General features: G+C 71.4%; 23 protein-coding genes. 12 read left to right on the forward strand and 11 right to left on the reverse strand.

All coding sequences use genetic code 11. The features are described 5' to 3' along the window. The first annotated feature begins 97 nt into the window (after positions 1-97). The 7 genes from CLV56_RS11415 to CLV56_RS11445 all read left to right on the forward strand — a co-directional run bounded on the left by CLV56_RS11415 (position 98) and on the right by CLV56_RS11445 (position 7,205). Positions 98-757 (forward strand): copper resistance CopC family protein, encoded by a 660-nt coding sequence (locus CLV56_RS11415; protein WP_100414845.1) that lies wholly within the window; start codon positions 98-100, stop codon positions 755-757. Beyond that, positions 754-1,338, forward strand: a complete 585-nt coding sequence (locus tag CLV56_RS11420) for a copper chaperone PCu(A)C (protein ID WP_100414846.1) — start codon at positions 754-756, stop codon at positions 1,336-1,338. Before CLV56_RS11415 ends, CLV56_RS11420 begins: the two co-directional genes overlap by 4 nt. Further along, on the forward strand, positions 1,331-2,593 hold the full coding sequence (locus CLV56_RS11425) for a Dyp-type peroxidase (protein WP_100414847.1): 1,263 nt from the start codon (positions 1,331-1,333) through the stop codon (positions 2,591-2,593). The genes CLV56_RS11420 and CLV56_RS11425 overlap by 8 nt, the downstream gene beginning before the upstream one ends. A gap of 237 nt (positions 2,594-2,830) precedes the next feature. Continuing rightward, positions 2,831-3,565 carry a hypothetical protein gene (locus tag CLV56_RS11430; RefSeq protein WP_100414848.1) on the forward strand — a complete coding sequence of 245 codons (735 nt, stop codon included), beginning with the start codon at positions 2,831-2,833 and terminating at the stop codon, positions 3,563-3,565. A 3-nt stretch (positions 3,566-3,568) separates the two neighbouring features. Further along, complete coding sequence (locus CLV56_RS11435) at positions 3,569-4,645, forward strand: CbiQ family ECF transporter T component (RefSeq protein WP_039339966.1); 1,077 nt, start codon at positions 3,569-3,571, stop codon at positions 4,643-4,645. Beyond that, positions 4,642-6,360 carry an ABC transporter ATP-binding protein gene (locus CLV56_RS11440; RefSeq protein WP_039339964.1) on the forward strand — a complete coding sequence of 573 codons (1,719 nt, stop codon included), beginning with the start codon at positions 4,642-4,644 and terminating at the stop codon, positions 6,358-6,360. Before CLV56_RS11435 ends, CLV56_RS11440 begins: the two co-directional genes overlap by 4 nt. Next, a complete protein-coding gene (locus tag CLV56_RS11445; protein WP_039339963.1) occupies positions 6,357-7,205 on the forward strand; it encodes an ECF transporter S component in 849 nt (282 codons plus the stop codon). Before CLV56_RS11440 ends, CLV56_RS11445 begins: the two co-directional genes overlap by 4 nt. Positions 7,206-7,276: 71 nt before the next feature. On the opposite strand, the gene CLV56_RS11450 is transcribed toward CLV56_RS11445, so the two are convergent. After that, positions 7,277-8,161 carry a DUF3037 domain-containing protein gene (locus tag CLV56_RS11450; RefSeq protein WP_100414849.1) on the reverse strand — a complete coding sequence of 295 codons (885 nt, stop codon included), beginning with the start codon at positions 8,159-8,161 and terminating at the stop codon, positions 7,277-7,279. Then, positions 8,155-8,943, reverse strand: coding sequence for a HipA family kinase (locus CLV56_RS20610; RefSeq protein ID WP_157805143.1), 789 nt, complete (start codon positions 8,941-8,943; stop codon positions 8,155-8,157). The genes CLV56_RS11450 and CLV56_RS20610 overlap by 7 nt, the downstream gene beginning before the upstream one ends. A 184-nt stretch (positions 8,944-9,127) precedes the next feature. Here CLV56_RS20610 and CLV56_RS11460 point away from each other — a divergent pair, with 184 nt between their 5' ends. Continuing rightward, positions 9,128-9,739: an antibiotic biosynthesis monooxygenase gene (locus CLV56_RS11460; RefSeq protein ID WP_245857777.1), complete on the forward strand. Its 612-nt coding sequence runs from the start codon at positions 9,128-9,130 to the stop codon at positions 9,737-9,739. Here CLV56_RS11460 and CLV56_RS11465 read toward each other — a convergent pair. The 5 genes from CLV56_RS11465 to CLV56_RS11485 are packed head-to-tail and all read right to left on the reverse strand — an operon-like array spanning position 9,719 to position 14,710. Continuing rightward, positions 9,719-10,459: a FadR/GntR family transcriptional regulator gene (locus tag CLV56_RS11465; protein ID WP_039340115.1), complete on the reverse strand. Its 741-nt coding sequence runs from the start codon at positions 10,457-10,459 to the stop codon at positions 9,719-9,721. The genes CLV56_RS11460 and CLV56_RS11465 overlap by 21 nt on opposite strands. Before the next feature lie 19 nt (positions 10,460-10,478). Continuing rightward, positions 10,479-11,261 (reverse strand): 3-oxoacyl-ACP reductase, encoded by a 783-nt coding sequence (locus CLV56_RS11470; protein WP_100414851.1) that lies wholly within the window; start codon positions 11,259-11,261, stop codon positions 10,479-10,481. Continuing rightward, positions 11,258-12,628, reverse strand: coding sequence for an aldehyde dehydrogenase family protein (locus CLV56_RS11475; RefSeq protein WP_039339959.1), 1,371 nt, complete (start codon positions 12,626-12,628; stop codon positions 11,258-11,260). The genes CLV56_RS11470 and CLV56_RS11475 overlap by 4 nt, the downstream gene beginning before the upstream one ends. Beyond that, a complete protein-coding gene (locus tag CLV56_RS11480) occupies positions 12,625-13,365 on the reverse strand; it encodes a gamma-glutamyl-gamma-aminobutyrate hydrolase family protein (RefSeq protein ID WP_039339958.1) in 741 nt (246 codons plus the stop codon). The genes CLV56_RS11475 and CLV56_RS11480 overlap by 4 nt, the downstream gene beginning before the upstream one ends. Next, positions 13,352-14,710, reverse strand: coding sequence for a glutamine synthetase family protein (locus CLV56_RS11485; protein ID WP_281254221.1), 1,359 nt, complete (start codon positions 14,708-14,710; stop codon positions 13,352-13,354). The genes CLV56_RS11480 and CLV56_RS11485 overlap by 14 nt, the downstream gene beginning before the upstream one ends. A gap of 183 nt (positions 14,711-14,893) precedes the next feature. Between CLV56_RS11485 and CLV56_RS11490 the strand changes: the two genes are divergently transcribed. Continuing rightward, positions 14,894-16,444: an amino acid permease gene (locus CLV56_RS11490; RefSeq protein WP_211288048.1), complete on the forward strand. Its 1,551-nt coding sequence runs from the start codon at positions 14,894-14,896 to the stop codon at positions 16,442-16,444. Positions 16,445-16,496: 52 nt separating this feature from the next. Here the strand turns inward: CLV56_RS11490 and CLV56_RS11495 are convergent, their stop codons facing one another. From CLV56_RS11495 to CLV56_RS11505, 3 genes are all read right to left on the reverse strand, one after another. Then, positions 16,497-17,465, reverse strand: coding sequence for an NADPH:quinone oxidoreductase family protein (locus CLV56_RS11495; protein ID WP_039339956.1), 969 nt, complete (start codon positions 17,463-17,465; stop codon positions 16,497-16,499). 467 nt (positions 17,466-17,932) lie between these two features. Then, positions 17,933-19,309, reverse strand: a complete 1,377-nt coding sequence (locus tag CLV56_RS11500) for a cytochrome P450 (RefSeq protein WP_039339955.1) — start codon at positions 19,307-19,309, stop codon at positions 17,933-17,935. Continuing rightward, entirely contained in the window at positions 19,306-20,796 is a 1,491-nt protein-coding gene (locus CLV56_RS11505; RefSeq protein WP_039339954.1) for a flavin-containing monooxygenase, read from the reverse strand. Before CLV56_RS11505 ends, CLV56_RS11500 begins: the two co-directional genes overlap by 4 nt. 82 nt (positions 20,797-20,878) lie before the next feature. Here CLV56_RS11505 and CLV56_RS11510 point away from each other — a divergent pair, with 82 nt between their 5' ends. Continuing rightward, positions 20,879-21,490 (forward strand): TetR/AcrR family transcriptional regulator, encoded by a 612-nt coding sequence (locus tag CLV56_RS11510; RefSeq protein WP_039340110.1) that lies wholly within the window; start codon positions 20,879-20,881, stop codon positions 21,488-21,490. A 13-nt stretch (positions 21,491-21,503) separates the two neighbouring features. Here the strand turns inward: CLV56_RS11510 and CLV56_RS11515 are convergent, their stop codons facing one another. Next, positions 21,504-22,172, reverse strand: coding sequence for a hypothetical protein (locus CLV56_RS11515; RefSeq protein WP_100414853.1), 669 nt, complete (start codon positions 22,170-22,172; stop codon positions 21,504-21,506). Between the two features lie 551 nt (positions 22,173-22,723). On the opposite strand from CLV56_RS11515, the gene CLV56_RS11520 reads away from it, so the two are divergent. Together CLV56_RS11520 and CLV56_RS11525 are read left to right on the forward strand one after the other, a co-directional pair. Further along, on the forward strand, positions 22,724-23,428 hold the full coding sequence (locus CLV56_RS11520; protein WP_039339951.1) for a (2Fe-2S)-binding protein: 705 nt from the start codon (positions 22,724-22,726) through the stop codon (positions 23,426-23,428). An 87-nt stretch (positions 23,429-23,515) separates the two neighbouring features. Beyond that, the gene (locus CLV56_RS11525; protein ID WP_039339949.1) at positions 23,516-25,180 is read left to right on the forward strand and encodes a DUF885 domain-containing protein; all 1,665 of its coding nucleotides are present in this window, start codon (positions 23,516-23,518) and stop codon (positions 25,178-25,180) included. Positions 25,181-25,218: the final 38 nt, after the last annotated feature.

A 25,218-nucleotide genomic window follows, 5' to 3' on the forward strand; every position in this document is an offset into this window, starting at 1 on the left:
CGTCGTGCGTCGCGCGTCCCTGTCCGCACGGCCCCGCCCCTCGGCGGGGTGTTCGCCGCGCCCACGTGGGTGCGGCACCACGAGGAGAACACCCGACATGAGTCTGTCCCGCACGGGACGGGCGATCCTGGTGAGCGTCCTGGTCGTGGCCTCGAGCAGCATCGCGCTGCCGAGCGCCTCGGCGCACGCGTCCCTGGTGAGCTCGTCCCCGTCCGACGGCGAGGTGCTCGATGAGCCGCCTCGATCCCTCAGCCTGACCTTCACCGATGACCTGATGGATACCGCCCCGGCGCTGGTTCTGCTCGACGGCGAGGGGTCGGTCGTCGCGAAGCCCGAGCCCACGGTCGAGGGCGACACCCTGCTCGCTGCCGGTCCGTCCGACCTGCTCCCGGGCGACTACACCATCGGCTATCGCGTGGTCTCGGCCGACGGCCACCCGGTCGACGGCGAGATCGATTTCACCATCGAGGGCGAACCGGCGGCCGCGACGACGGCGCCGGAGTCCGCGACGCCGTCGTCGGACGCCACCGCGGGCGCGTCACCCGATGCCGCCACCGGCGCCGACGTCGGTGGCGACGAAGCCGACGGCGACGCGATCGACGGCACGTCCGACGACAGCAGCGTCGGGCCGTGGGCGTTCGGGGCCGCCGTCGCCGCCACGGTGGCGGTTCTGGCCGCCGCCGCGATCTGGCTCACGAGGCGCCGTCGTCGCGACACCACCCCTCCCACATACCCCTCCTCAGGAGATTCCGCATGAACCGCACCCTGCCCGGTACCCCCGCCCCCGTCCGTACGCGCGGACACGTCCGCCTGCGCCGTGGCGCCGCGGCCCTGGCCGGCGCCGCGCTCGCCGTCACGGCGCTCGCCGCGTGCGGCGACGACTCGTCGGCTGCTGATGCCGGCGACCAGGCCTCGAGCGTCAGCATCCAGGATCCGTGGGTGAAGGCCGTCGACTCCGGCGCGACCGCCGCCTTCGGCATCGTGACGAACGACGGCGACGCCGACGTCACGATCACCGGAGCCGACTCCGAGGTCGCCGGCACGACCCAGCTGCACGAGACCACGATGAGCGACGACGGCGGCATGTCGATGCAGGAGATGGAGGGCGGCCTCACGGTCGGGGCGGGGGAGGACCACGCGCTCGAGCCGGGCGGCGACCACGTGATGCTGATGGAGCTGACCGAGCCGCTCGAGCCGGGTGCCGAGGTCGAGGTGACCTTGACGTTCGCCGACGACTCGCAGACGACCTTCACCGCGCCGGTCCGCTCGTACACCGGCGCCCAGGAGGAGTACGAGCACGACCACGGCGACGACGGGCACGACCACGAGCATGAGTGAGCGCGACCCCGAGCAGACGGACCGGCGGGCCGGGCGAAGCGGCGTCAGCCGCCGCGGGCTGCTGGTCGGCGCTGCGGCGCTCGGCGGGGCCGGTGTCGGCGGGGTCGCCGGCGCCGGCCTGGCCCGCGCGTCGGCGGCGGACGTTCCCGCCGCAGACGCAGCGGGACAGCGGGTCGTCTCGCCGTACGGTGCGCACCAGGCGGGGATCGCGACGCCGGCGCAGGGGTTCGCGACGCTCGTGGCGTTCGACCTCGTCGCCCGGACGGACCGGGACGCGCTGGTCCGTCTGATGCGGATCTGGAGCGACGACATCGGTCGTCTGTGCGCCGGGAGGGCGGGGCTGTCCGACACCGAGCCGGAGCTCGCCCAGGTCCCGGCCGCGCTCACGATCACCCTCGGGTACGGCCCGGGACTGTTCACGGCGGCGCGTCTGGAGTCCGAGCGGCCGAGCTGGCTCGCGCCGCTGCCGCCGTTCGGAGTCGACCGGCTGGAGGACCGCTGGAACGGTGGTGACGTGCTGCTCCAGGTGTGCGCGGACGACCCGACGACCGTCGCGCACGCGGTCCGGCTCCTGACGAAGGAGGCGCGGACGTTCACGACCGTCCGCTGGGTCCAGCACGGGTTCCGCCGGGCCCCGGGGTCCACGCCGCCCGGCACCTCGATGCGCAACCTGATGGGCCAGGTCGACGGCACCCACACCATCGCCGACGACGAGATGGACGGGCTGGTGTGGGTGGGGGACCGCTCCGCGGAGTGGTTCGGAGCCCAGCCGGCGTGGCTCGAGGGCGGCACGTCGTTGGTGGTCCGGCGGATCGCGATGAACCTCGACACCTGGGACGAGCTCGACGCCCCGGCGCGCGAGGACGTGATCGGGCGCAGGCTGGCCGACGGTGCCCCGCTCACGGGAGGCGCCGAGCACGACGACGTCGACCTGGACGCGGTCGGAGACAACGGGCTGCCCGTGATCGGGGCGTACGCGCACGTGCGCCGGGCCCGCAGCGACGACCCGCACCAGCGCTTCCTCCGGCGGCCCTACAGCTACGACGCGGCGCCGACCGGGGGCGCCCTCAGCGACTCGGGGCTGATCTTCGCGACCTACCAGGCCGACGTGACCCGGCAGTTCACGCCGATCCAGCAGCGGCTCGACGAGCTCGACCTGCTGAACCAGTGGACGACCCCGGTCGGGTCGGCGGTCTTCGCCGTACCGCCGGGGTTCGAGCAGGGTGGGTGGCTCGGCGAGCCGCTGCTCGGGTGAGCCGTTCCCACCGCCCGGCCGGCGCTCGTTCCGGGGCGCCGGCCGGGCTGGGATACCCTGAGGCGGACGTCAGGGGAAGCCGGTCGAAGTCCGGCGCTGACCCGCAACCGTAGGTCCCGGTCCCCGGGACGAGCCGGAGCACCTGCCGTCAGCCCCGCTCCGCGGGGTCCTGACCACCTCCACGACGCTGCCGAGGTACGCGGGCGAGTCCGCCGCAGCGGGAAGGATCGAACGATCGTGCGTCTCTACGCCCTCGCCGCCGCCACCCTGGTCGGCGCCGCTCTCTCGTTCCCCCTGGCGGCCCACGCCTCGGTCCCTCTGGCGGCCTCCGCCTCGGTCCCTCTGGCGGCCAAGGCCGACGTGGCCCCCGTCACCGGTGAGGTGTGCGAGGACGCCACCGGCACCACCGTGGTGGTCGACTTCACCGACCTCGGCGGCGACGTCGAGGCCGGGTGCGCCGCTGACTCCGTCGGGATGACCGGGCTGCAGGCGCTCGACGCGGCGGGCTTCGAGGTGACCCCGGTCGAGACCGGCGGGCTGACCGCGATCTGCCGGATCGACGACCAGCCCAGCGGGTCGGAGGCTCTGACCGTCGAGGGGCAGGACTACACCGAGGCGTGCGAGGAGTTTCCCCCCGCCGGCGCGTACTGGTCGTACTACGTGGCCGAGGACGGCGGCGCCTGGGAGTACGCGCAGACCGGCGCCGACGCCAGCGAGGTCGTGCCCGGCGGGTACGAGGGCTGGCGCTTCCAGCTGAACCAGTCGCTGGAGTCTGCTCCCAACCCTGCGTTCGACCCCGCGAACCCGCCGACGCCGACGGCGCCGGAGTCCGACGAGGACGCGGAGGCGTCGGGCGACAGCGGCGACGACGGGGTGTCCCCCGTGGTCTGGGTCGTCGTCGGCGCCGGTGTCGTGGTCGTGATCGGCCTCGGCGTCGCCGCGTCGCGCCGGCGGAGCTCCGAGGACGGCTGAGTCGTGTCCCGCCCTCGAGAGCGGCGGGACCTGCACCCGGGGGCCTGGTGGGTGTGGGCGCTGGGTCTCGCCGTCGCGGCGAGCCGGACGCTCGACGTCGCGATCCTGCTCCTGATCGTCGGAGTGGCCTCGTTCGTCGTGGTCGCACGCCGGCCGGTCGCCCCGTGGGCGATGTCGTTCCGGCTCTACCTCGCGCTCGGCGCGCTGGTGATCGTGACCCGGGTGTTCTTCGGCGTTTTCCTCGGCGGCTCCTCGACCGGCACCGTGCTGATCGACCTGCCCGAGATCCCGCTGCCGTCCTGGGTCGAGGGGATCCGGCTGCTCGGCCCGGTGACGCTGGAGTCGTTGCAGCGCTCGTTCGCCTCCGGCCTCCAGCTGGCCGCGCTGATCATCTGCGTCGGCGCCGCGAACTCGCTCGCGAACCCGCGCCGCCTGCTCAGGTCGATGCCGGGCGCGCTCTACGAGGTCGGGGCAGCCGTGGTGGTGGCGATGACGCTGTTCCCGCAGCTCGCCGAGTCGATCGGCCGGGTGCGGCGCGCTCGGCGGCTGCGCGGTGAGCAGAGCCGCGGTGTCCGGGCACTGCGGTCGGTCGTGGTGCCGGTCCTCGAGGACGCGCTGGACCGGTCCATCCGCCTCGCCGCGTCGATGGACGCGCGCGGGTACGGCCGGGCGGCGGTCGCGTCCCGGCGCAGTCGGAGTGTGACGGGGGCTGCGCTGCTGCTCGGCCTGCTCGGGCTGTGCATCGGCGTCTACGCCACCGCCGACCTCACCGCGCCGCGGGTGCTGGCGGTGCCGATGCTGGCGATCGGGGTGGCGCTCGCCGGGTTCGGGTTCTGGTGGTCGGGCCGTACGGTCGCGCACACCCGGTACCGCCCCGACCCGTGGCTGGCGGCCGAGTGGTTCACGGCCGGCTGCGGTGCCGTGACGGGAGTCGTGCTCGGCGGCGCGGGCGGTCTCGGAGCCGTGGCCCTCGTGGGGCTGGCGGTCGCCGCGCTGCCCGGGATCGCCACGCCCGAGCCGCTCTCCCCGTACGCGGCTCTGCGCGAGCGCGCCGCGGTCGCCGAGGGGGCAGCGGCATGATCGATCTGGACGGCGTGACGTTCACCTACGACGGTGCCGACGCCCCGGTGCTCCTCGGCGTCGACCTGCACGTCGAAGAGGGGGAGCTGGTCGTGGTGACGGGCCCGACCGGATCCGGCAAGTCGACCCTGCTCGGTCTGCTCGACGGGCTGGTCCCGCACTTCAGCGGCGGCCACCTGCGCGGCACGGTCACGGTCGACGGCGTCCGTACGGACCGGGCCCGCCCGCGTGACCTCGCGTCGGTCGTCGGCTGGGTCGGGCAGGATCCGCTCGCCGGGTTCGTGACGGACACGGTCGAGGAGGAGCTGGCGTACGGGATGGAGCAGCTCGGCGTCGATCCGCAGACGATGCGTCGGCGGGTGGAGGAGACGCTGGACCTGCTCGGCATCGCCGATCTGCGCCGCCGCTCGCTGCGCTCGCTGTCCGGGGGACAGCAGCAGCGCGTCGCGATCGGGTCGGTCCTGACGATGCACCCGCCGGTGCTCGTGCTCGACGAACCGACCTCCGCCCTCGACCCGACCGCAGCCGAGGATGTGCTCGCGACGCTGACACGGCTCGTGCACGACCTCGGGGCGACCGTGGTGGTGGCGGAGCACCGGCTGGAGCGGGTGGTGCCGTTCGCAGACGTCGTCGTCCGGGTCGAGAGGGACGGCTCGGTGGTGGCGGGAGAGCCCGCGGCTCTGCTGGCGGACTCGCCCACCGCGCCGCCGATCGTGGGGCTCGGCCGTCTGGCGGGATGGGACCCGCTTCCCCTGACCGTGCGCGAGGCCCGTCGCGCCGGACGTACGCTGCGCAAGGAGCTCGCCGACCTGCCGGCCCCGGTGTTCGAGGCGGAGCGCAGCGACGATCGAGAACCGGGTCTCGATCACTCGCTCCGCTCGCGCCTCGACCGACGGGGGAGTGAGCGCAGCGAGGCCAGGTCGGTGTTCGAGGCGGAGCGCAGCGACGATCGAGAACCCCTCCTGACCGCGCGCGGGATCGGCGTGCGGTACGGGCCGCTGGCCGCCGTACGGGACGTGGACCTGCGGCTGGACGCCGGTGTGGTGACGGCACTGATGGGCCGCAACGGCTCCGGCAAGTCGAGCCTGCTGTGGGCCGTGCAGGGTGCCGGGCCGCGTCAGCAGGGCAGCGTCGAGGTCGCCGGGGAGGACCCGGCTGCGCTGTCGCGACGGGCTGCGCGCCGCCGGGTCGGTCTCGTCCCGCAGACCGCGAGCGACCTGCTCTACCTCGAGACCGTCGAGCGCGAGTGCGCCGCGGCCGATGCCGAGGCCGACGCGTCGCCGGGGACGTGCGCGGCGCTGCTCGAGCGCTTCGCCGGTGCGATCCCGACCGACGCCAACCCGCGCGACCTGTCCGAGGGGCAGAAGCTCGCGCTCGTCCTCGCGGTGCAGCTGACGGCGGCTCCGCGGGTGGTGCTGCTCGACGAGCCGACCCGCGGGCTCGACTACGCCGCGAAGGACGCGCTCGCCGCGACGCTGCGCGGGCTGGCGGCCGACGGGCACACGGTCGCCGTCGCGACCCACGACGTGGAGTTCGTCGCCGAGGTGGCCGATCGCGCGGTGGTGATGGCCGACGGCGAGGTGATCGCCGACGGGGAGGTCCGTGACGTGCTGGCCGGGTCGCCGGCGTTCGCCCCGCAGGTCGCGAAGGTGCTCGGCGACCGCTGGCTGACCGTCGACGACGTCCGCGCCGCGCTCGAGGGGCGCGCGCCATGACCACCTCCGTACGGCCGGACTCCACGCGGTTCGGTGCCGTCCCGGTCGGGCCGCGCTCGGTCACCGTGCTCGTGCTCGCGACCGTCGCCGGGCTGATGATGTTCGCCTGGCCGCTGCTGTTCACCCCCGCCCCCGGCCAGCAGGACGCGCAGGCGCCGCTCTACTTCGTGCTGCTCCTGCCCGTCCTCCTCCTCGTCGTGGTCGCGGAGCTGTCCGAGGGCGGGATGGACGCGAAGGCGCTGGCGATGCTCGGCGTGCTGTCGGCGATCCAGTGCGGCCTGCGGGCGCTGAGCGCCGGGACCGCGGGGCTGGACCTGGTGTTCTTCCTCCTGGTGCTCGGCGGTCGGGTCTTCGGCGCCGGGTTCGGGTTCGTGCTGGGGTGCACGTCGATGTTCGCCTCGGCGCTGCTGACCGCCGGCGTGGGGCCGTGGCTGCCGTTCCAGATGATGTGCGCGGCGTGGATCGGGATGGGCGCGGGCCTGCTCCCGCGGCGCATCACCGGCCGTGCCGAGATCGCGATGCTCGCGGTGTACGGGGTGGTCTCGGCCTACCTGTACGGGGCGCTGCTCAACCTGTGGTTCTGGCCGTTCCTGGCGGGGATCGACCCGAGCGGCGAGCAGGGGATCGCGTTCGTGCCCGGGGCGTCGCTGGCGGAGAACCTGTCGCGATTCTTCTGGTTCACGATGATCACCTCGACCGCGTCGTGGGACACCGGCCGCGCGATCACGAACGCCGTCTGCATCGTGCTGCTCGGCCCGGCGGTGCTGGCGATCCTGCGCCGGGCGGCGCGGCGGGCGTCGTTCGACGCCACCCCGAGCTTCGAGGCACCCGTACGGGCGGCATGACGAACATGTCCTTCCTTAGTCTTAGGTGACGATCGCGTCGGACCACGTGTTACCGGAGCGCCGTCCCATTTTCAGGGCTCCATCGAAGTTGTGAGGGCCCGATCGACCAACTTGAATTCGTTCCCCTGTGCAAAAGCGTTCACCTCGAGATCCTTCCACGCGTCCGCCGCGATCTGGAAGACCTCCTGCTGTTGGTCTGTACGCGGGTTCTGGTAGAGGATCGAAATCGGCACGTCTCTCTGCACTGGATGCGAGGGAACCTTGTGGGCGCGGTTCCTGACATCGCCCCCGCGCTCACGGAAGACTTTCACCGCGTAGCTCCACGCCTGGATCTGCTGCCTAAGGTTTTCCGTCGATGCAACGTCGAACGCCCATACACGGGTAAGGTGGACAACGAGATCGTCTCCCAAAGCAAACTCGAAACGGGTACGTTGCGCCCGAGCCTGCAGATAGACATTCGACTGCAATGATCGCGATTTGGATCCCATTCGCATCTCATATTGCCGCCGGAGTTCGCGTGTTGTCGTCGCCCTCCAACCGGAACGCGAAACGTTCTGGTCCTCCTTTACTAGAAAACCGTACAATCTTTCAGCTGCCTCTTTCGCGCTCCGCGCGCTCACGGGTGCAGACTGCGAAACCTGAATGCTATTATTCAGCCGAGCGCGCGTGTGTTCAAGCCATCCATATGAGAGCAAGGCTTCTGTGCCTAGCGGCTGCTCATCAGGGAGTTGTGGAAAACGGCGCTCAAGGCGCTCGAGCCAGTCTGCTGCGAGCGAAGCATCACCACCAAGTCGACTCGCGCGCTTGAAGTTGTGGACGCGGCGGATTGCCCAGTCGCATTCACCGTCACCGACGATGACACCTAGGTTGACGAACTCGCCGCGGACTGGATCTGGTACGTACCGGAGGAGCCAGTAGCGATACGACATAGTCACCTCCGCTGTCTGGATCAGCATCTCCCCGATCGCCTCTGCAACCGCTCAGCCACTGCGGGCGCTCGCCGGTAGAGCATCCAGGCTACCGTCTCCAGGTCGGAGTTACTTACACCCCAGGTGGTCGGTACCCGGGCTACCGCGTCCAGGACGTCGTCGGGCTGAATGTTCTCAAGCTTCTCTGAAGCCTGGCTCCAACCCTCATCCGAGGATCTCCAAATCTCCGCGAGAGGTGGCCATTCCCAATCGCGGTCTACAAGTCGCACAAGTGATTCTGCGTCCCAAGCGGGTCCGCCTCCCAGCCACCATCCGTGATCAAATGACCATACCGACATGTCGTTCTTCTGGTCGTACAGCCATTGCGGGTCTTCGCCGAGGCACCAGTCCCAAAGAGCAAACAGGAGTGGGAACCGATTCTCGTTGTCGTCGCGATCCAGATAGAGCGCTTCGTCACTTTCTTCGACGTTGTCGAGCAGTTCGGAAGCATGTGCAACTCCGGGTGACAGGTAGTAAAACTGGCCATACTCCCATCCCGTTAGTGCTGAAGGAATTGTAACCAACTTCGTCGTCGCAGTCGGAGCTCCGATCAACTCTGCTGCACCTGCGACAATCTGCTCTGCGCTCAGAATTGAGTCGCCCTGCGGATTCCCAGGAACCTTGACCCAATATGAGCAGTCGTCGTCGGCCAGAGCGAGGAAGGCGCTGGAGCCGGAGGAACTAGCCCGGATGGGTGCGACGATCGTCGTGCTCGGCTCGGCGCGATCTCGATTCGCGAGCAGCCCATCCCAGTCGCCCCTTTCCCGCATGGCATGACTATCCCAGAGTCGATCGCACGGCGGCATGACCTTCGAAACTTTCCATCGACCTCGTCGCCGACGCCGTCTGCATCGTGCTGCTCGGCCCGGCGGTGCTGGCGATCCTGCGCCGGGCGGCGCGGCGGGCGTCGTTCGACGCCACCCCGACCTTCGGCCCACCCGTACGCTCGATCGGGTGAGTTCCACCGATTCCGTACGCATGCCCGTGACCGTCGCGATCACCCGGCGCACCGATCCTGCGAACGCCGACCAGATGATCGCCTGGGTCCGGGCCGGCTCCTCGCTGGCGGAGCGGTTCGAGGGCTTCCTCGGCACCGGCTGGGTCCGGCCGGGTGCGGACTCGGAGGAGTGGCACATGCTCTACCGGTTCGCCGACGCCGAGAGCCTCGCGACCTGGGAGGCGTCGTCGCAGCGGCGCTGGTGGCTGGAGGCCGGCGAGGACATCGTCGAGGACCAGCGCGCCGAGCGGCGGACCGGGATCGAAGGCTGGTTCGACCCGCCGCAGGAGTACGACGTCGAGGACCTGCGTCCGCTCCCGCCGGCGCCGCCGCGGTGGAAGCAGGGGGCGCTGATCTGGAGCGCGTTCTTCCCGCTGAGCCTCGTGCTCGGCACGCTGCTCCACGCGGTCTGGCCGGACGCGAACCTCGTGCTGCGCACCATGATCACCACGCTGATCGCGACGCCGATCATGGTGTACGGGCTGCTGCCGTGGATCACGTCGACGTTCGAGTGGTGGCTGCGCGGCGAGCCCGCGCCGTGGCGGCGCTCAGGCCAGGAAGCCGCGTAGCAGCGCGGCCGACCCGGCGAGGTGCTCCTCCATCGCCGCGGCTGCGCCGTCGGCGTCGCCGGCGAGCACGGCGATGACGATCGTCTCGTGCTGGTCGTCGGAGTGCCGGATGTTGCGCTCGAGCAGCGGGATCCCGTCGAGGAACGCGTTCACGTGCATCCGGTTGTCGGCCACGAGCGGCAGCAGCGACGGCGACCCGGCGAGCTCGGCGAAGGTGAGGTGGAGGCGCGAGTCGAGCCGCCGGTAGTCGCCGGGCCCCGCGCCGCGGGTCTCCTTCAGGCGCGCCCACAGCGTCTCGCGCTCGGCGGCGGTCAGGGTGCGCCGCGCGGCCTGCCGTACGGCGCCGGTCTCCAGGATCTCGCGCAGCCGCAGGACGTCGTCGAGGTGCGCCTCCGCATGCTCGGGTCCGCCGGTACGGCCCGGAGCCGGCGGGTCGTCGACGACGAACGTGCCGCCGTAGCGCCCCCGTCGCGACGCCAGGTAGCCCGCGTCGGCCAGCGACTTGATCGCGTCGCGCACGGTGTCACGACTGACGCCCAGCCGGGCCGCGAGGTCGCGCTCGGGCGGCAGCTTCTCGCCCGGTCCGACCACGCCGAGGCGGACGGTCTGGAGCAGCCGCTGGACGGTGTCCTCGAACGCGTTGCCCGGCCGGACCGGACGCAGCAGCGCATCCCCGACGCCGTCGGCGGCGTCAGCAGGCTGTGGGCTCGGCTCGCTCATCACGTCCAGCATGGCGGGTCTAGAGCGGAGTCACGTACGCGGAGCTGATGCCGCCGTCGACCATGAACGTCGACGCGGTGACGAACGAGGCGTCGTCGCTGGCCAGGAATGCGACGGTCGAGGCGATCTCCTCGGGCTCCGCGAACCGCCCGACGGGCACGTGCACGAGCCGGCGCGCGGCGCGCTCGGGGTCCTTCGCGAACAGCTCGGTCAGCAGTGGTGTGTTCACCGGGCCCGGGCACAGGGCGTTCACCCGGATGCCCTGCCGGGCGTACTGCACCCCGAGCTCGCGTGACATCGCGAGCACGCCGCCCTTGGACGCCGTGTAGGAGATCTGGGAGGTGGCGGACCCCATCACGGCGACGAACGAGGCGGTGTTGATGATCGAGCCGCGCTGCGCGGGCACCATGTGCCGGAGCGCGGCTCGGCAGGAGAAGTACACCGAGGTGAGGTTCACGTCCTGCACGCGCTGCCACGCGTCGAGCCCGGTGGCCTCGATCAGGTCGTCCTCCGGTGGCGAGATCCCGGCGTTGTTGAACGCGATGTCGACCCTGCCGTACGCGTCGGCCGCCGCGTCGAAGAGCGTGTCGACCTGCTCCTCGACCGCGACGTCGGTCGGGACGAACAGGCCGGCCAGGTCGTCCGCGGCCTCCTTCCCCGCGGCGGGGTCGAGGTCCCCGATCACGATCCGCGCCCCCTCGGCCGCCATCCGCTGCGCCGCCGCCAGCCCGATCCCGCCCGCGCCGCCGGTCACGACGGCGACCTTGCCCGCGAGCCTCTGGGTGAGGTCGATGGTGGTCATGCTGGCTCCTCCTCGATGGCGAAGTAGACGTTCTTGGTCTCGGTGAACGCGTCGGGTGCGTCGGGGCCCAGCTCGCGCCCGATCCCGGACTGCTTGAACCCGCCGAACGGCGTCGCGTAGCGCACCGACGCGTGCGAGTTCACCGACAGGTTGCCCGCCTCCACCGCACGCGAGACCCGGACCGCACGGGACAGGTCGCGCGTCCAGATCGAGCCCGACAGCCCGTACGCGGTGTCGTTGGCGAGCCCGATCGCGTCGGCCTCGTCGGTGAACGGCAGGACCGTCACCACCGGACCGAAGATCTCCTCGCGGACGCTGCGGTCGTCGCGCTCAGGGGTGAGCACGGTCGGCGGGAACCAGAACCCGGCACCGTCGGGTGCGCTGCCGCGGAACGCGACCGGCGCGTCGTCGTCGACGTAGGAGGCGACCTTCTCCCAGTGCGTGCGCGAGACCAGCGGTCCCATCTCGGTCGCGGGGTCGGTCGGGTCGCCGACCGCGACGGCCCGTACGGCCGGCTCGAGCAGCTCCATGAACCGCTCGTAGACGTCGGCCTGCACGAGGATCCGGCTGCGGGCGCAGCAGTCCTGCCCCGCGTTGTCGAACACGCCGTACGGCGCGGTCGAGGCGGCGCGCTCGAGATCGGAGTCGGCGAAGACGATGTTCGCGCTCTTGCCGCCGAGCTCCAGGGTCACGTTCGTGACCGTCGGCGCCGCGGCCGCCATCACCTTCGCGCCGGTCGTCGTCGACCCGGTGAAGACCACCTTGCCGACTCCGGGATGGGTGACCAGCCTGTCACCGACGACGTCCCCGCGTCCCGGCACCACCTGGAGGAGGTGCTCGGGAAGCCCCGCCTCGAGCGCGAGCTCGCCGAGCCGGATCGTCGTCAGCGGAGTCCACTCCGCGGGCTTCACGACGACCGCGTTGCCGGCCGCCAGGGCGGGCGCGAACCCCCAGGCCGCGATCGTCATCGGGAAGTTCCAGGGCGTGATGATCCCGACGACCCCGATCGGCTCCGCGAACGTGATGTCGAGGCCGCCGGCGACCGGGATCTGCCGCCCGCCGAGCCGCTCGGGCGCCGCCGCGTAGTACGTGAGCACGTCCGCGACGTGGCCCGCCTCCCAGCGGGCCTGGCCGATCGGGTGGCCGCTGTTCGCGACCTCCAGCGCGGCCAGCTCCTCGGCGTGGCTCGCGACCGTCCCCGCGAAGGCGCGCAGCGCACGGGCACGGTCGGCCGGCGCCAGCCGGGCCCAGGTGCGCTGCGCGGCGCGCGCTCGTACGACCGCCTCGTCGACGGCGTCGGCGTCGGCCAGCGGGACCGGGCCGAGCGGCTTCTCGTCCGCCGGGTTGACCAGCTCGATCGTGCTCATGCGTACGCCCCCGTCCTGCGTCGTGCCGACGCGTCCACCAGCGCGGCGAACAGCCGCAGGTCGTCGAGGTCCTCCTCCGGGTGCCACTGCACGGCGACGCCGAACGGGTGGTCGGGCAGCTCCACGGCCTCGACCAGCCCGTCGTCGTCGCGCGCGCCGACGACGAGACCGTCCGCGACCCGGTCGATCGCCTGGTGGTGGTAGCAGGGTGCGGTGACCCCGTCGCCGAGGATGTCCGCGACCCGCGTGCCGGGCACGGTCGTCACCACCGTCGGGGTGAAGACCGCGTTGCCGGCCCGGTGCCCGTGGTGCCCGATGACCTCGGGGACGTGCTGGTGGAGTGTCCCGCCGAGCGCGACGCCGAGCACCTGCGCGCCGCGGCAGATGCCGAGGAAGGGGACTCCTCGCGCGATCGCCTCGTGCACGAGCAGCGCCTCCCACGTGTCGCGCTGACGCTGCGGCGGATCGGTCGCGTCGTGCGGCCCCGCTCCGTACAGCGCGGGGTCGACGTCGCTGCCGCCGACCAGCACCAGTCCGTCGAGCCGGTCGAGCACGGCCGCGGCGACCGCGGCGTCCGCGGGCTGGGGAGGGAGCAGGACGGCGATCCCGCCCGCTCGGGTGACGCCTTCGACGTACGGGGCGGGGGTCAGGCACGCCTCGACGTCCCACACCCCGGTCACCGCGCGCTGCCGGTAGGTGGACACGCCGACGACGGGCGCCTGCTCAGAGCCGCTCAAAGCCGCGCACCCGCTCCCAGTCCGTCACCGCCGCGTCGTAGGCCCGGGTCTCGACGGCGGCGTTGTTGAGGTAGTGCGCGACGACGTCGTCGCCGAACGCCTGCCGGGCGACGGTCGACGTGGCGAAGAGGTCGGCGGCGTCGCGCAGCGTCGTCGGGAGGTGGTCGCCCTTGACCTCGTACGCGTTGCCCTCGAGCGGAGCGGACAGCTCCAGCTCCTCGTCGATCCCGTGCAGGCCGCCGGCGATCAGCGCCGCGAGGCTGAGGTACGGGTTCACGTCGCCGCCCGGTGCGCGGCACTCGACCCGCATCCCGTGCCCGTGGCCGACGACCCGCATCGCGCAGGTGCGGTTGTCGAGGCCCCACGCGATCGCGGTCGGGGCGAAGCTGCCCACCGCGTACCGCTTGTAGGAGTTGATGTTGGGGGCGTGGAACAGGGTGAGCTCGCGCAGCGTGGCCAGCTGGCCCGCGACGAAGTGCCGGAACATCGGGGCCATGCCGTGCGGTCCGTCGTCGGCGGCGAACACCGCGTCGCCGTCCTCGCTGCGCAGCGAGAGGTGCACGTGGCACGAGTTGCCCTCGCGCTCGTCGAACTTCGCCATGAACGTCAGGCTCTTGCCGTGCTGGTCGGCGATCTCCTTCGCGCCGTTCTTGTAGATCGTGTGGTTGTCGCAGGTGGCGAGCGCGTGGGCGTAGCGGAACGCGATCTCCTGCTGCCCGAGGTTGCACTCGCCCTTGACGCCCTCGCAGTACATCCCGGCGCCGTCCATCCCGCGCCGGATGTCGTGCAGCAGCGGCTCCATCCGCGTCGACGCGAGCATCGCGTAGTCGACGTTGTAGTCGGTGGCGGGGGTCAGGTCGCGGTACCCCTTCGCCCACGCGTCGCGGTAGCCGTCGTCGAAGACCATGAACTCGAGCTCCGTCCCGGCGTACGGCACCAGGCCGCGCTCGGCGAGCCGGTCGAGCTGACGACGCAGGACGGCGCGCGGTGCCGCAGCGACGGGGCTGCCGTCGTGGGCGAGCAGGTCGGCCATCACGAGCGCCGTCGCGGGCTGCCACGGGATGCGCCGCAGGGTGGAGAAGTCGGGCGTCATGACCATGTCGCCGTAGCCCGTGTCCCAGCTCGACATCGCGTACCCGTCGACCGTGTTCATCTCCACGTCGACGGCGAGGAGGTAGTTGCAGCACTCCGCGCCGTGCTCGGCGACCTCCTCGAGGAAGAGCCGGGCCGAGACCCGCTTCCCGGTGAGCCGGCCCTGCATGTCGGCGAACGCGACGATCACGGTGTCGATCGCCCCGGTCGCGACCTCGTCGCGCAGCTCGGAGAGGCTCAGGTTTCCCGACACGACCTCCACGGTTCCTCCTGCGTGCTCTGGCTCGACCTGGATCAGGACAAGTCAACCATTAGCGCATCATGTTTCCGAGTCAGTGTCCTCGAAGTGATGCGATCTTTACGTTCAAAGGTATGTCCTGAGTACCAATAGCGGGTCTAGTCTCAGCAGAAGCGACGACCGGCCAGGAGGAGCGCCATGTCCGCCGAGAAGACCACGCCACCCGCGAGACCGACCATGAGCGCCTCGGGCGCGACCTACACCCATGCCGAGGACGGCTACTTCGAGAAGCGCCAGCTGCGGCGCACCGCCGGGTTCTGGGGCCTGTGGGGCATCGGGGTCGCGGCCGTCATCTCCGGTGACTTCTCGGGCTGGAACTTCGGGCTCGACGCCGGCGGCTGGGGCGGCCTCGCGGTCGCGAGCCTGCTCATCGTCGTCATGTACTTCGGGATGCTGTTCTCGATCGGCGAGATGGCGGCCGCGATGCCCCACACCGGCGGGGCGTACTCGTTCTCCCGCGCGGCGATGGGGCCGTGGGGCGGCTTCGTCACCGGGTTCGCCGAGACGATCGAGTACGTCTTCACCACCGGCGTCGTGGTCTACTTCTCCGCCGGGTACGCGAACGCCGTCACCGACCAGCTCTTCGGGCTCGACCTGTCGGGCGCGATGTGGGTCTGGTGGCTGATCCTCTACGCGATCTTCGTCGGCCTGAACTCGGCGGGCGCGGCGATCTCGTTCAAGTTCGCCATCGTCGTCGCCGTCATCTCGATCGGGATCCTCCTGCTCTTCGGCATCCTCGCCGTCGCGAACGGCGCGGTCGACTTCGGCCGCCTCCTGGACATCGAGCCCGACCCGGGCAACTCGACGTTCCTCCCGTTCGGGTTCGAGGGCGTTCTGTACGCGCTGCCGTTCGCGATGTGGTTCTTCCTCGGGATCGAGGAGCTCCCGCTGGCGGCCGAGGAGGCGCACGAGCCGCAGAAGGACATCCCGCGCGCCGGGATCTGGGGCATGGTCACGCTCGTGGCGTGCGCGTCGTTGGTGTTCTTCCTCAACCCCGCCGTCACCGGGTCGGAGGCGCTGCGGGTCGCGGGCGAGCCGCTGCTCGACGGGTTCCGCGGGTTCATGTCCGACGACGTCGCGGCGCTGCTCTCCGCCTTCGCGCTGATCGGCCTGCTGGCGAGCCTGCAGGGCATCATGTTCGCGTACGGCCGCAACATGTACTCGCTGTCACGGGCCGGGTACTACCCGAAGTTCCTGTCCCTCACGGGGGCGCGCCAGACCCCGTGGGTGGCGCTGGTGGCCGGCGCCGTGATCGGGTTCATCGCGCTCGTCGCCGTCGACTCGATCGACGGAGCCGGCGACGTGGTGCTCAACATCGCCGTGTGGGGTGCCGTGATCGCGTACCTGCTCCAGATGGTCGCGTACGTGATGCTGCGCCGGAAGTTCCCGAGCGCCGTCCGCCCGTACCGCAGCCCGGTGGGCATCCCCGGTGCGGTGGTCGCCGGGATCATCGCCGTCGTCACGTTCGTCGGCATCCTCCTGAACGACGCGTACCGCACGGCCGTGATCGCGATCGCGATCCTCTACGTGCTCGGCCTGCTGGCGTTCGGCCTGTGGGGCCGGCACCGGCTCGTGCTGTCCCCGGAGGAGGAGTACGCGGTGACCGGCGGGCTGCACGGGTACGACCCCGAGTCCGAGGGGCTCGGCGGCACCATCGAGGACGAGATCCTCAAGGGCAACACCGACTGAGGCGACGGGCCGACGGTGGCGGGGGGACCGTCGGCCCGTCCCTTCGGCTCGCTCAGGGGACGAGGACGACCTTGCCCAGCGCAGCGCGCGTGTCGATCGCCTCGAGCGCCTTGGAGGCGTCGGCCAGTCCGAACGTGCCACCGATCGGCGGGGCGAGCGCTCCGGACTCGAGGTGCGGGACCAGCTCCTGCCACTGGGCCGCCACGTACCCGGGTCGCTTGAGCACGTACGCCCCCCAGCCGACGCCGACCACGTCGAGGTTGTTGAGCAGCAGACGGTTGACCTTGACCTCCGGGATGGAGCCGGCGGTGAAGCCGATCACGAGCAGGCGTCCGTCATCGGCGAGGCAGCGCAGCGAGTCGGTGAACCGGTCGCCGCCGACCGGGTCGACGACGATGTCCACGCCGCGCTTCTCGGTGACCTCCTTGACCGCGTCACGGAACCCGTCGGCGAGGACGTACGTGTCGGCGCCCGCCGCGACGGCCACGTCCCCCTTCTCCTCGGTCGAGACGACGGCGATCACCTGGCCCGCGCCGAACGCCTTCGCGACCTGGATCGATGCGGTGCCCACGCCACCGGCGGCGCCGTGGACCAGCACGGTCTCGCCCGCCTGCATCCGGCCGCGGGCGAGCAGCGCGAAGTGCGCGGTCAGGTAGTTCAGCGGGAGGCCGGCGCCCTGCTCGAAGGAGACGTTGTCCGGCAGGCGGAAGGTCAGGTCGGCGTTCGTCACGACCTGCTCGGAGAATCCGCCGAGCATCGGCAGAGCCGCGACGCGGTCGCCGGGGGCGAACCCGGAGCCCTCGGGGGCAGTCGCGACGACGCCGGCGATCTCCGACCCGGGGACGAACGGCAGCTCGGGCTTGACCTGGTAGAGCCCTCGGGTCTGGAGCACCTCCGGGAACGAGACCCCGGCCGCGCGGACGTCGATGACGATCTGGTCCGGGCCGGGCGCGGGGGCGTCGATGTCGACGACCTCCACGGCCGAAGGCCCGTCGAGTGTGGTGATCTGAACAGCACGCATGGCCCGAGCGTACCTAAGCGAACGCTTACCTGAACAGGGGCGCGGCTGTGCGGCTCCACGACCGCGCTTCGCGAGGACCTACGTGCCTGCGTTCGGTACGCGCGTACGGAGATGCCTGCGTTCGGTACGCGGAGCGGGTTCGTCCGCAGGCATGTGCGGTCCGTCCCGCGCAGCGCGTACGGAGGTGCCTGCGCTGCGCACGCCGGGGTGGTTCGTCTGCAGGCACCTGCATCCGCGTGGCGCAGACGCAGGCACGTACGGGCCGCGGGCCTGCTGCTTTGCGTTGCCGGCAACGCATCGTGGTTCGTGGCACGGACGAATCGCGTGCCGTTGCGTTGCCCGGATCCCGTTTGCGTTGCCGGCAACGCATCCGTACGGGCGACGACGCTACGAATGACTCGCGACCGCGCCACGAATGACTCGCGACCGCGCCACGAATGACTCGCGACCGCGCCAGGGGCGACTCGTCAGCGGGAGTGGAGGGTGACCGGGGCGCCGTGACGGGGGACGTGGGTGATGTTGCGGACCATCACCGTCTCCTGCGCGTCGATCGTGACGCGGTAGCGGCTCAGGATCTCCCGCAGCGCCACCGTCCCCTCCATCAGCGAGAACCCGGCACCGATGCAGCGCCGCACCCCGCCGCCGAACGGGATCCAGGTGTTCGGGGCGATCTTGTCGTCGAGGAAGCGCCGGGGCCGGAAGCGGTGCGCGTCGTCGAAGTGGTCGTCGGAGAGGTGCGACATCCAGATCGACGGTGACACGACCGTTCCCGCCGGCAGCGTCCACGGGCCGATGGTCTGCTCGCGCGTGAGCCGGCGGGCGACCTGGTCGATCACGGGGTGCAGCCGCATCCCTTCCTTCAGGCACGCCTCCAGGAAGGTGTCGTCACCGGAGTCGGCGGCCCGCAGCGCCTCGGCCTGGACGTGCGGGTTCGCGCCGAGCTCGTGCAGCGTCCACGACAGGGCGGACGCGGTCGTCTCGTGCCCGGCGAGGAGCAGGGTCACGAGCTGGTCGCGGAGCTCCGGATCCGTCAGGGGCGCCTCGTCGCCCGCGCCGTCGTCGCCGTCCCCGACCGCCAGCAGACGCGACAGCACGTCCTCGCGCTCGGCCAGGTCGCTCGCTGCGCGGCGTTCCGCGATCTCGGCGTAGATCAGCCCGTCCACGGCGCGCTGGTTGTCGAAGTACCGCCGCCACACGCCGTACCGGCGGAGCCTCGGGAAGACCCAGCCGAGGAACAGCCGGGGCGAGACCTGGACCATCCGCGCCACCCGGGGCCGCAGAGCCCTGAGTCGCGACTCGTCGGTCACGCCGAAGACGACCTGGAGGATCACCTCGAGCGTGAAGGCGTTCATCCGCTCGTGCGTCGGCAGACGCTGTCCGTCCCGCCAGCGGTCGACCTCGGACTTCGCGATCGTCTCGACCAGGCCGCAGTAGCCGCGCAGCGCGGCGCCGTTGAACGCGGGCATCAGCAGGCTCCGGGCCCGCTTGTGCTCGGCCTCGTCGGTGAGCAGCACCGAGTGGTCGCCCATCACGGGCTTGAGCACGACGTTGCCCTCGCCGGCGTGGAAGTCCGCCGGGTCGCCTGCGAACACCTGCTTGATCTGCTCGGTGTCGCTGATCACCACTACCGTGCGGGGCCCCGGCAGGATCCGTACGGTGTGCGCCCGCCCGTACCTGCGCTCGAGATGGTGGCCGAACGCCTCCCGGAACCGGATGAACCCGATCGTCTGGGCCGCGGCAGGCCAGCGCGGTCCGGGCGGCAGCATCCCCGCCGGTCGAGCCTGTTCCCCCGCCGGTCGAGCCTGTTCCCCCGCCGGTCGAGCCTGTCGAGACCCCGTGCTCATGCCGAGACGCTAGCCCGCTCCCGGGCGCGCGTGAAGACGTAGTCGTGCTCGCGCACCTTGCGGGTGTCCCACCAGTACTGGAACGTGAACTTCGGCCAGATCGTCCGGTTGTTGCCCTGGGAGTCGAGGTACCAGGAGGTGCAGCCGCCCTGGGTCCAGATCCCCTTCTTCACCCGGTGCTGGATGTCGGCGTTGAACGCGTCCTGGGCCAGCCTGGTCGGTTCCATCGCGTCGGCACGCTGGCGCGCCATCTCGGTCAGCGACCGGATCACGTACTTCGCCTGCTGCTCGATCATGAAGACCACCGAGTTGTGGCCGAGCGCGGTGTTGGGGCCGAGCAGGAAGAACAGGTTCGGGAAGCGGTGCACGGTGATCCCGAGGTACGTCTCCACGCCCTCGTCACGGAAGGTGGTCGCGAGATCGGCCCCGCCACGACCCTTGATGTCCAGGTAGTCGAACGCGTCGACGACGTGGAAGCCGGTGCCGTAGACGATCACGTCGGCCTCGTGCAGCACGCCGTCTCGGTCGACCACGCCCTCGGGGACGATCCGGTCGATCCCGGTGGTCTCCAGGGTCACGTCGTCGCGGTTGAAGGTCGGGTAGTACGTGTTGGACTGCAGCACCCGCTTGCAGCCCATCCGGTAGTCCGGGGTCAGCTTCGCGCGGGTCTCGGGGTCGGTGACGCTGCGGGCGATGTGCCGCTCGACGATCTTCTCCGCCCAGCGCAGGAACGCCGGCACGTGCCCGTTGAACGTGATCGCCCGCGACTCCAGCGCCCAGTAGAGGGTGTCGCGGTACGCGCGGTTGAGGCCGGGGACGGCCTCCAGCGCCTTCTGCTTCCACGGGCCGATCGGCTTGTCGTTCTTCGGCAGCACCCACGGGGGGGTGCGCTGGAACAGCGTGAGGTGCTCGGTCTGCTCCGCGATGATCGGCACGAACTGGATCGCGCTCGCGCCGGTCCCGATCACCGCGACCCGCTTGCCGGTCAGGTCGACGGCGTGGTCCCACTGCGCCGAGTGGAACCGCGGCCCCGCGAAGGACTCGGCGCCGGCGATCTCGGGGATGTTCGGGATGTGGAGCCCGCCGACGCCGGAGACGACCACGCGGGCGTCGTACACGTCGCCGTCGCTGGTCCGCACCTCCCATCGGTTGCGCTCCTCGTCCCAGCGCGCCCCGGTGACCTCCTTGCCGAAGTGCACCCGCTTGCGTACGCCGCGTTGGTCGGCGACCTTGCGCATGTAGTCCCAGATCTCGGGCTGGGTGGAGAACGACTTCGACCAGGTCGGGTTGAGGTCGTAGGAGAAGGAGTACATGTGGCTCGGGATGTCGCACTCGCACCCCGGGTAGGTGTTGTCGCGCCACGTGCCGCCGACCTCGTCGGCCTTCTCGAGCACGACGAAGTCGTCGTAGCCGGCTTCCTCGAGCTTGATGGCGGTCCCCATGCCGGAGAAGCCCGTGCCGATGATGAGGATATCGTGGGAGATCACGAGTCAGATACTAACGGTATCTGGACTTGATGCAACACTCTTGATGTCACATTTTGCCTGGATCGGGTCGGAGGAGGAGTCGATGGCCGTACGGACGTCGGGATCGGTCACCCGGGCGCAGCGACAGGCGCAGACCCGTGCCGCGCTGGTCGAGACCGCGCGGCGGTTGTTCCTGGACGAGGGCTACGGCGTCACGACGCTCGACCGGGTCGCGCTCGAGGCCGGCTACTCCAAGGGCGCGGTCTACTCGAACTTCAAGAGCAAGGAAGAGCTCGGCCTCGCCGTCCTCGACCAGATCCACGCCGAGATGGTCACCGAGGTGATGGAGTCGCTGGCCGGCGCGGAGACGTACGAAGGTCTGCTGGCGGGATTCGGCGGATGGCTGCACCGGCGGCTCGGACAGCCCCGCTGGACCGCGCTCGAGGTCGAGTTCGCCGCCGTCGTGCGCCAGAGCCCGTACGTCGCGACGGAGCTGGCGACGCGGCACCGGCAGATCCGCGGCACGATCGCCGAGGTCCTGCGCAGCCTCGTGGCCGACGCGGGAGTGCGGCTCGCGCTGAGCCCGGAGCAGACCGCGACCGCGCTGCTCAGCCTCGGCATCGGCATGGGCGCGCAGCGCTCGCTCGATGCGGACGTCGACGTCGAGGCGTTCACCGGCACGATGCGTACGCTGCTCCTGCCCCCCGCCGGCTGAGCCGCGCAGGCCTTCAGGGCCGCGGCGTAGCGATCCGCCATACGATCCCCGCCACCAGGAGCGCCCCGCCGAGCAGCCCGGCACCGATCGCCGCGATGATCGCGACCGCTGCGCCCCCGACGTAGGCGAAGAACGATCCGAAGATCGACCCTGACTGGTGACCTTCGGTGACCACGAACCCGCTGGCGCTCTCGAACGCGTTCCCGCCGACCGTCACCTCGCACGTCCCGTCGGAGACGGGTTCGAAGTCGATCACCGACGCCGCGGAGAACATCCCCGAGGTGGTCCGTCCGGCCACCATGACGGAGGACACCGGAGGCTCCTCGCCGTCGTCGCAGCGCACGGCGATCGCGTCCTGGGCCACCCAGCCGAGGCCGTCGGCGGCGTCCCCGGTGGACCACACGGTGTACGTCGTGCCGCCCCGCACCTCGAGGCTCGCGCTCCCCGGAACCGCTCCGCTCGCGAGCGCGGCCGCGCCCGGTGCGCCACCGCTCGTGACGATGCCGGTCGGGACCGATTTCGCGAGGAGGAGCACACCGCCGATGCCCGAGAACAGCGCGAGCACGAGGAGCAGGACTCCCGACGCGATCAGCAGGGTCGGGCCGCGCGCCGAGCGGTTCCGGCCTCCGGGTGAAGGAGCGCCTGGGGTGGGGTACGGCGTGGGCGAGGGGAGGTCGGACACGCTCCGGACGCTAGCAGCGCGGTGGGTCACCCTCGGCCCGGACGAGTGTCGTCCGTCGGCTCTGCGCGGCCACCAGCCAGACGCTCCTGCCCATCAGCAGCCGAAGCCGAGCCGGGGCTGCCCACGGCGCCCGTCGAGACCAGTCAAGCGACGAACGCGAAGGTGAGGAACGCGCCGAAGTCCTCGCTCTCGGTGACGACGAATCCCGCGATTGTGGGTTGAAGGTGGTCTCGTCGCGGTCACCGACAGGATCACCGATCCCGGGGCGGGTCCTCGGGAGAGCGCCTCGGACGCGGGGGACCCGCCGAGGTCGACGCTCTCGGTCGGGAACGCGCGCTCGAGCACGAAGCCCACCGCGGACGTGAGTGCGAGCGAGCCGGTCAGGAGCAACCCTCCGAGCACGACGAGCACGACCGCCCCGCGCGGGTCGCGGTGCGACCGCCGAGCCGGAGGTGGGGCGGCGGCGTACGGTGCGGCCGGTGGGGGAAGATCGGGCACGGCCGGACAGTAGCAAGCGCCGCCCGCCCGCGTAGCGACTTCGAGGAGGAACGGTGAGCGATCCGTACGCCGCCGTCTCGGCGCTCGGCCCGTACTTCGCCCTCGCGTCGGCGCCCGAGCCGACCGCCCCGTCCGGCATCTGGCGCCCGCTCTCCGACCTGCTCCGTGACGACGGGTTCGACGACCGGGTCGCCTACACCCGGGCGTACCTCGCCGGAGTCGCGCGCTCCGACGTCGAGGTCAGGGTCGCCGCGTCGACGATGTCGTTGGGGCTGTTCGCGCGACTCCTGTCGCCGGGGCTCGGCGCCGCAGCGCTCGGCGTCGCGCTCCCGCCGCTGCTGCCCGACTCGACGCTGACCCGGACGTTCGAGACCGGACCCTGGCCGCTCGCGGCCACCGCTTCCACGTCGCCGAAGGTCGCCGCGGACGACCCCGTACCCGCGCTGAGCGACACCCTCGCGGGCACCGTCGCCCCGATCGTCGAGCGCCTTGCCGAGAGGTACGCCGTGTCGCGGACCGTGCTGCGCGGCAACGCGGCATCCGCGCTGTTCGGCGCAGTCGCGGCCCTGCGGGCGACGCGCCCCGACCTCGTCGACCGGGCGCACCAGGTGGCGCGAACGCTGCTGCAGTCGGCCGATCTGCTCAACGGCACCGGGGAGGTGACGGCGAGCGGGTTCGTACGGCGCTCGTGCTGCCTGTACTACCGCATTCCCGGCGGCGGCTACTGCGGCGACTGCGTCCTCGTCCCGCGCACCTGATTCGACGGCCTTCCCACCGAACTGCCGCCCGAGTTCGGTGGGGAACCCGTCGAATCGGGGACGACTCGCTCGCGTACGGTCGGGCAGATGGAGCGTGAGCCGCGAACCCCGACGCCGATCGACGAGCTCGCCGAGCGCTGGCTCGACCAGCTGCTCGACCTGGTCCCCGAGCTGCACGTCGAGCTCGGCCGCCCTGGACGCGAGGGCGCGTACGCCGACCTGTCCCCGGACGGCCACGCCGCGCGGGACCTCGCGACACGGCGGACACTGACGGCCGTACGGGCTGCCGAGCCGACGGACGCGGTCGACCGGATCACGCGGGCCGAGCTGATCCGGACCCTCGAGCTGGAGGCGGAGCAGCACGACGCCGGGTTCTGGATGGCCGACCTCAACGTGCTGGCGTCACCGGCCCAGGGTCTGCGCGAGATCTTCGACCTGATGCCCACCGACACGACGGAGCACTGGGAGCACGTCGCCGACCGGATGCACCGGCTGCCGTCGGCGATGGCCGGGTACGTCGCGTCGCTGCGCGCCGGAATCCGCTCGGGCACGACGCCGGCGATCCGGCAGGTCGAGGCCGTCGCGGCGCAGGCGGAGCGGCACGCCGACCCGGTCCACGGGTTCTTCGGACGGACGGCCTCGTCCCCGAAGGCACCGGACGAGCTGCGCGGCCACCTGCGCGACGGCGCCGAGCGCGCCGCCGGAGCGTACGCCCACCTGCGGCGGTTCCTGCGCGATGAGCTCGCGCCGCACGCGCGGCGGGAGGACGCGGTCGGGCGTGACTGGTACGCACTGGCGTCCCGCGGGTTCGTCGGCGTCGAGATCGACCTCGAGGAGACCTACGCCTGGGGCGTCGAGGAGCTCGCACGGATGGTGTCCGAGCAGGAGGCGGCCGCGGACGCGATCCTGCCCGGCGCCGGCGTGAAGGAGGTCGTGGCGCACCTCGAGTCCGACCCGGGGCGGCGCCTGCACGGGACCGATGCGCTCCAGGCCTGGATGCAGCGGGTGAGCGACCGCGCCGTGGACGATCTCGGCGCGATGCACTTCGAGATCCCGGAGCCGGTGCGTCGGCTGGAGTGCCGGATCGCGCCGACGCAGGAGGGCGGGATCTACTACACCGGACCGAGCGAGGACTTCACCCGCGCCGGGCGGATGTGGTGGAGCGTGCCCGAGGGTGTCGACGCGTTCGACCCGTGGCGCGAGCTGACGACGGTGTACCACGAGGGAGTGCCGGGGCATCACCTCCAGATCGGACTCGCGACCTACAACAGCGGGCAGCTGAACGGCTGGCGCCGCCTGAACTGGAACTCCGGCCACGGCGAGGGCTGGGCGCTGTACGCGGAGCGGCTGATGGCCGACCTCGGCTACCTCGACGACCCGGCGGACCGGCTCGGCATGCTCGACGGGCAGCGGATGCGTGCGGCCCGGGTCGTCGCGGACATCGGCGCCCACCTGCGCCTGGAGAAGCCTGACGGTTCCGGACGCTGGACCGGCGAGGACGTCTTCCCCTTCATGCTGGAGCACGTCAACATGAACGAGCCGTTCGTGCGGTTCGAGTCCGACCGTTACCTCGGCTGGGCGGGCCAGGCACCGTCGTACAAGGTCGGCCAGCGGCTCTGGGAGCAGCTGCGCGACGCGTGGGTCGCGGAGCACGGGCCCGAGCTGAAGGCGTTCCACGCCGAGGCGCTCGGTGTCGGCAGCATCGGCCTCGGCACGCTCCGTACGGCACTCCTCGACCCCTCCGCCCTCTAGCGCGCCCGATTCGACGGATTCACCACCGAACCGAGACA

The organism is Mumia flava (genome assembly GCF_002797495.1).
Classification (GTDB): Bacteria; Actinomycetota; Actinomycetes; order Propionibacteriales; family Nocardioidaceae; genus Mumia; species Mumia flava.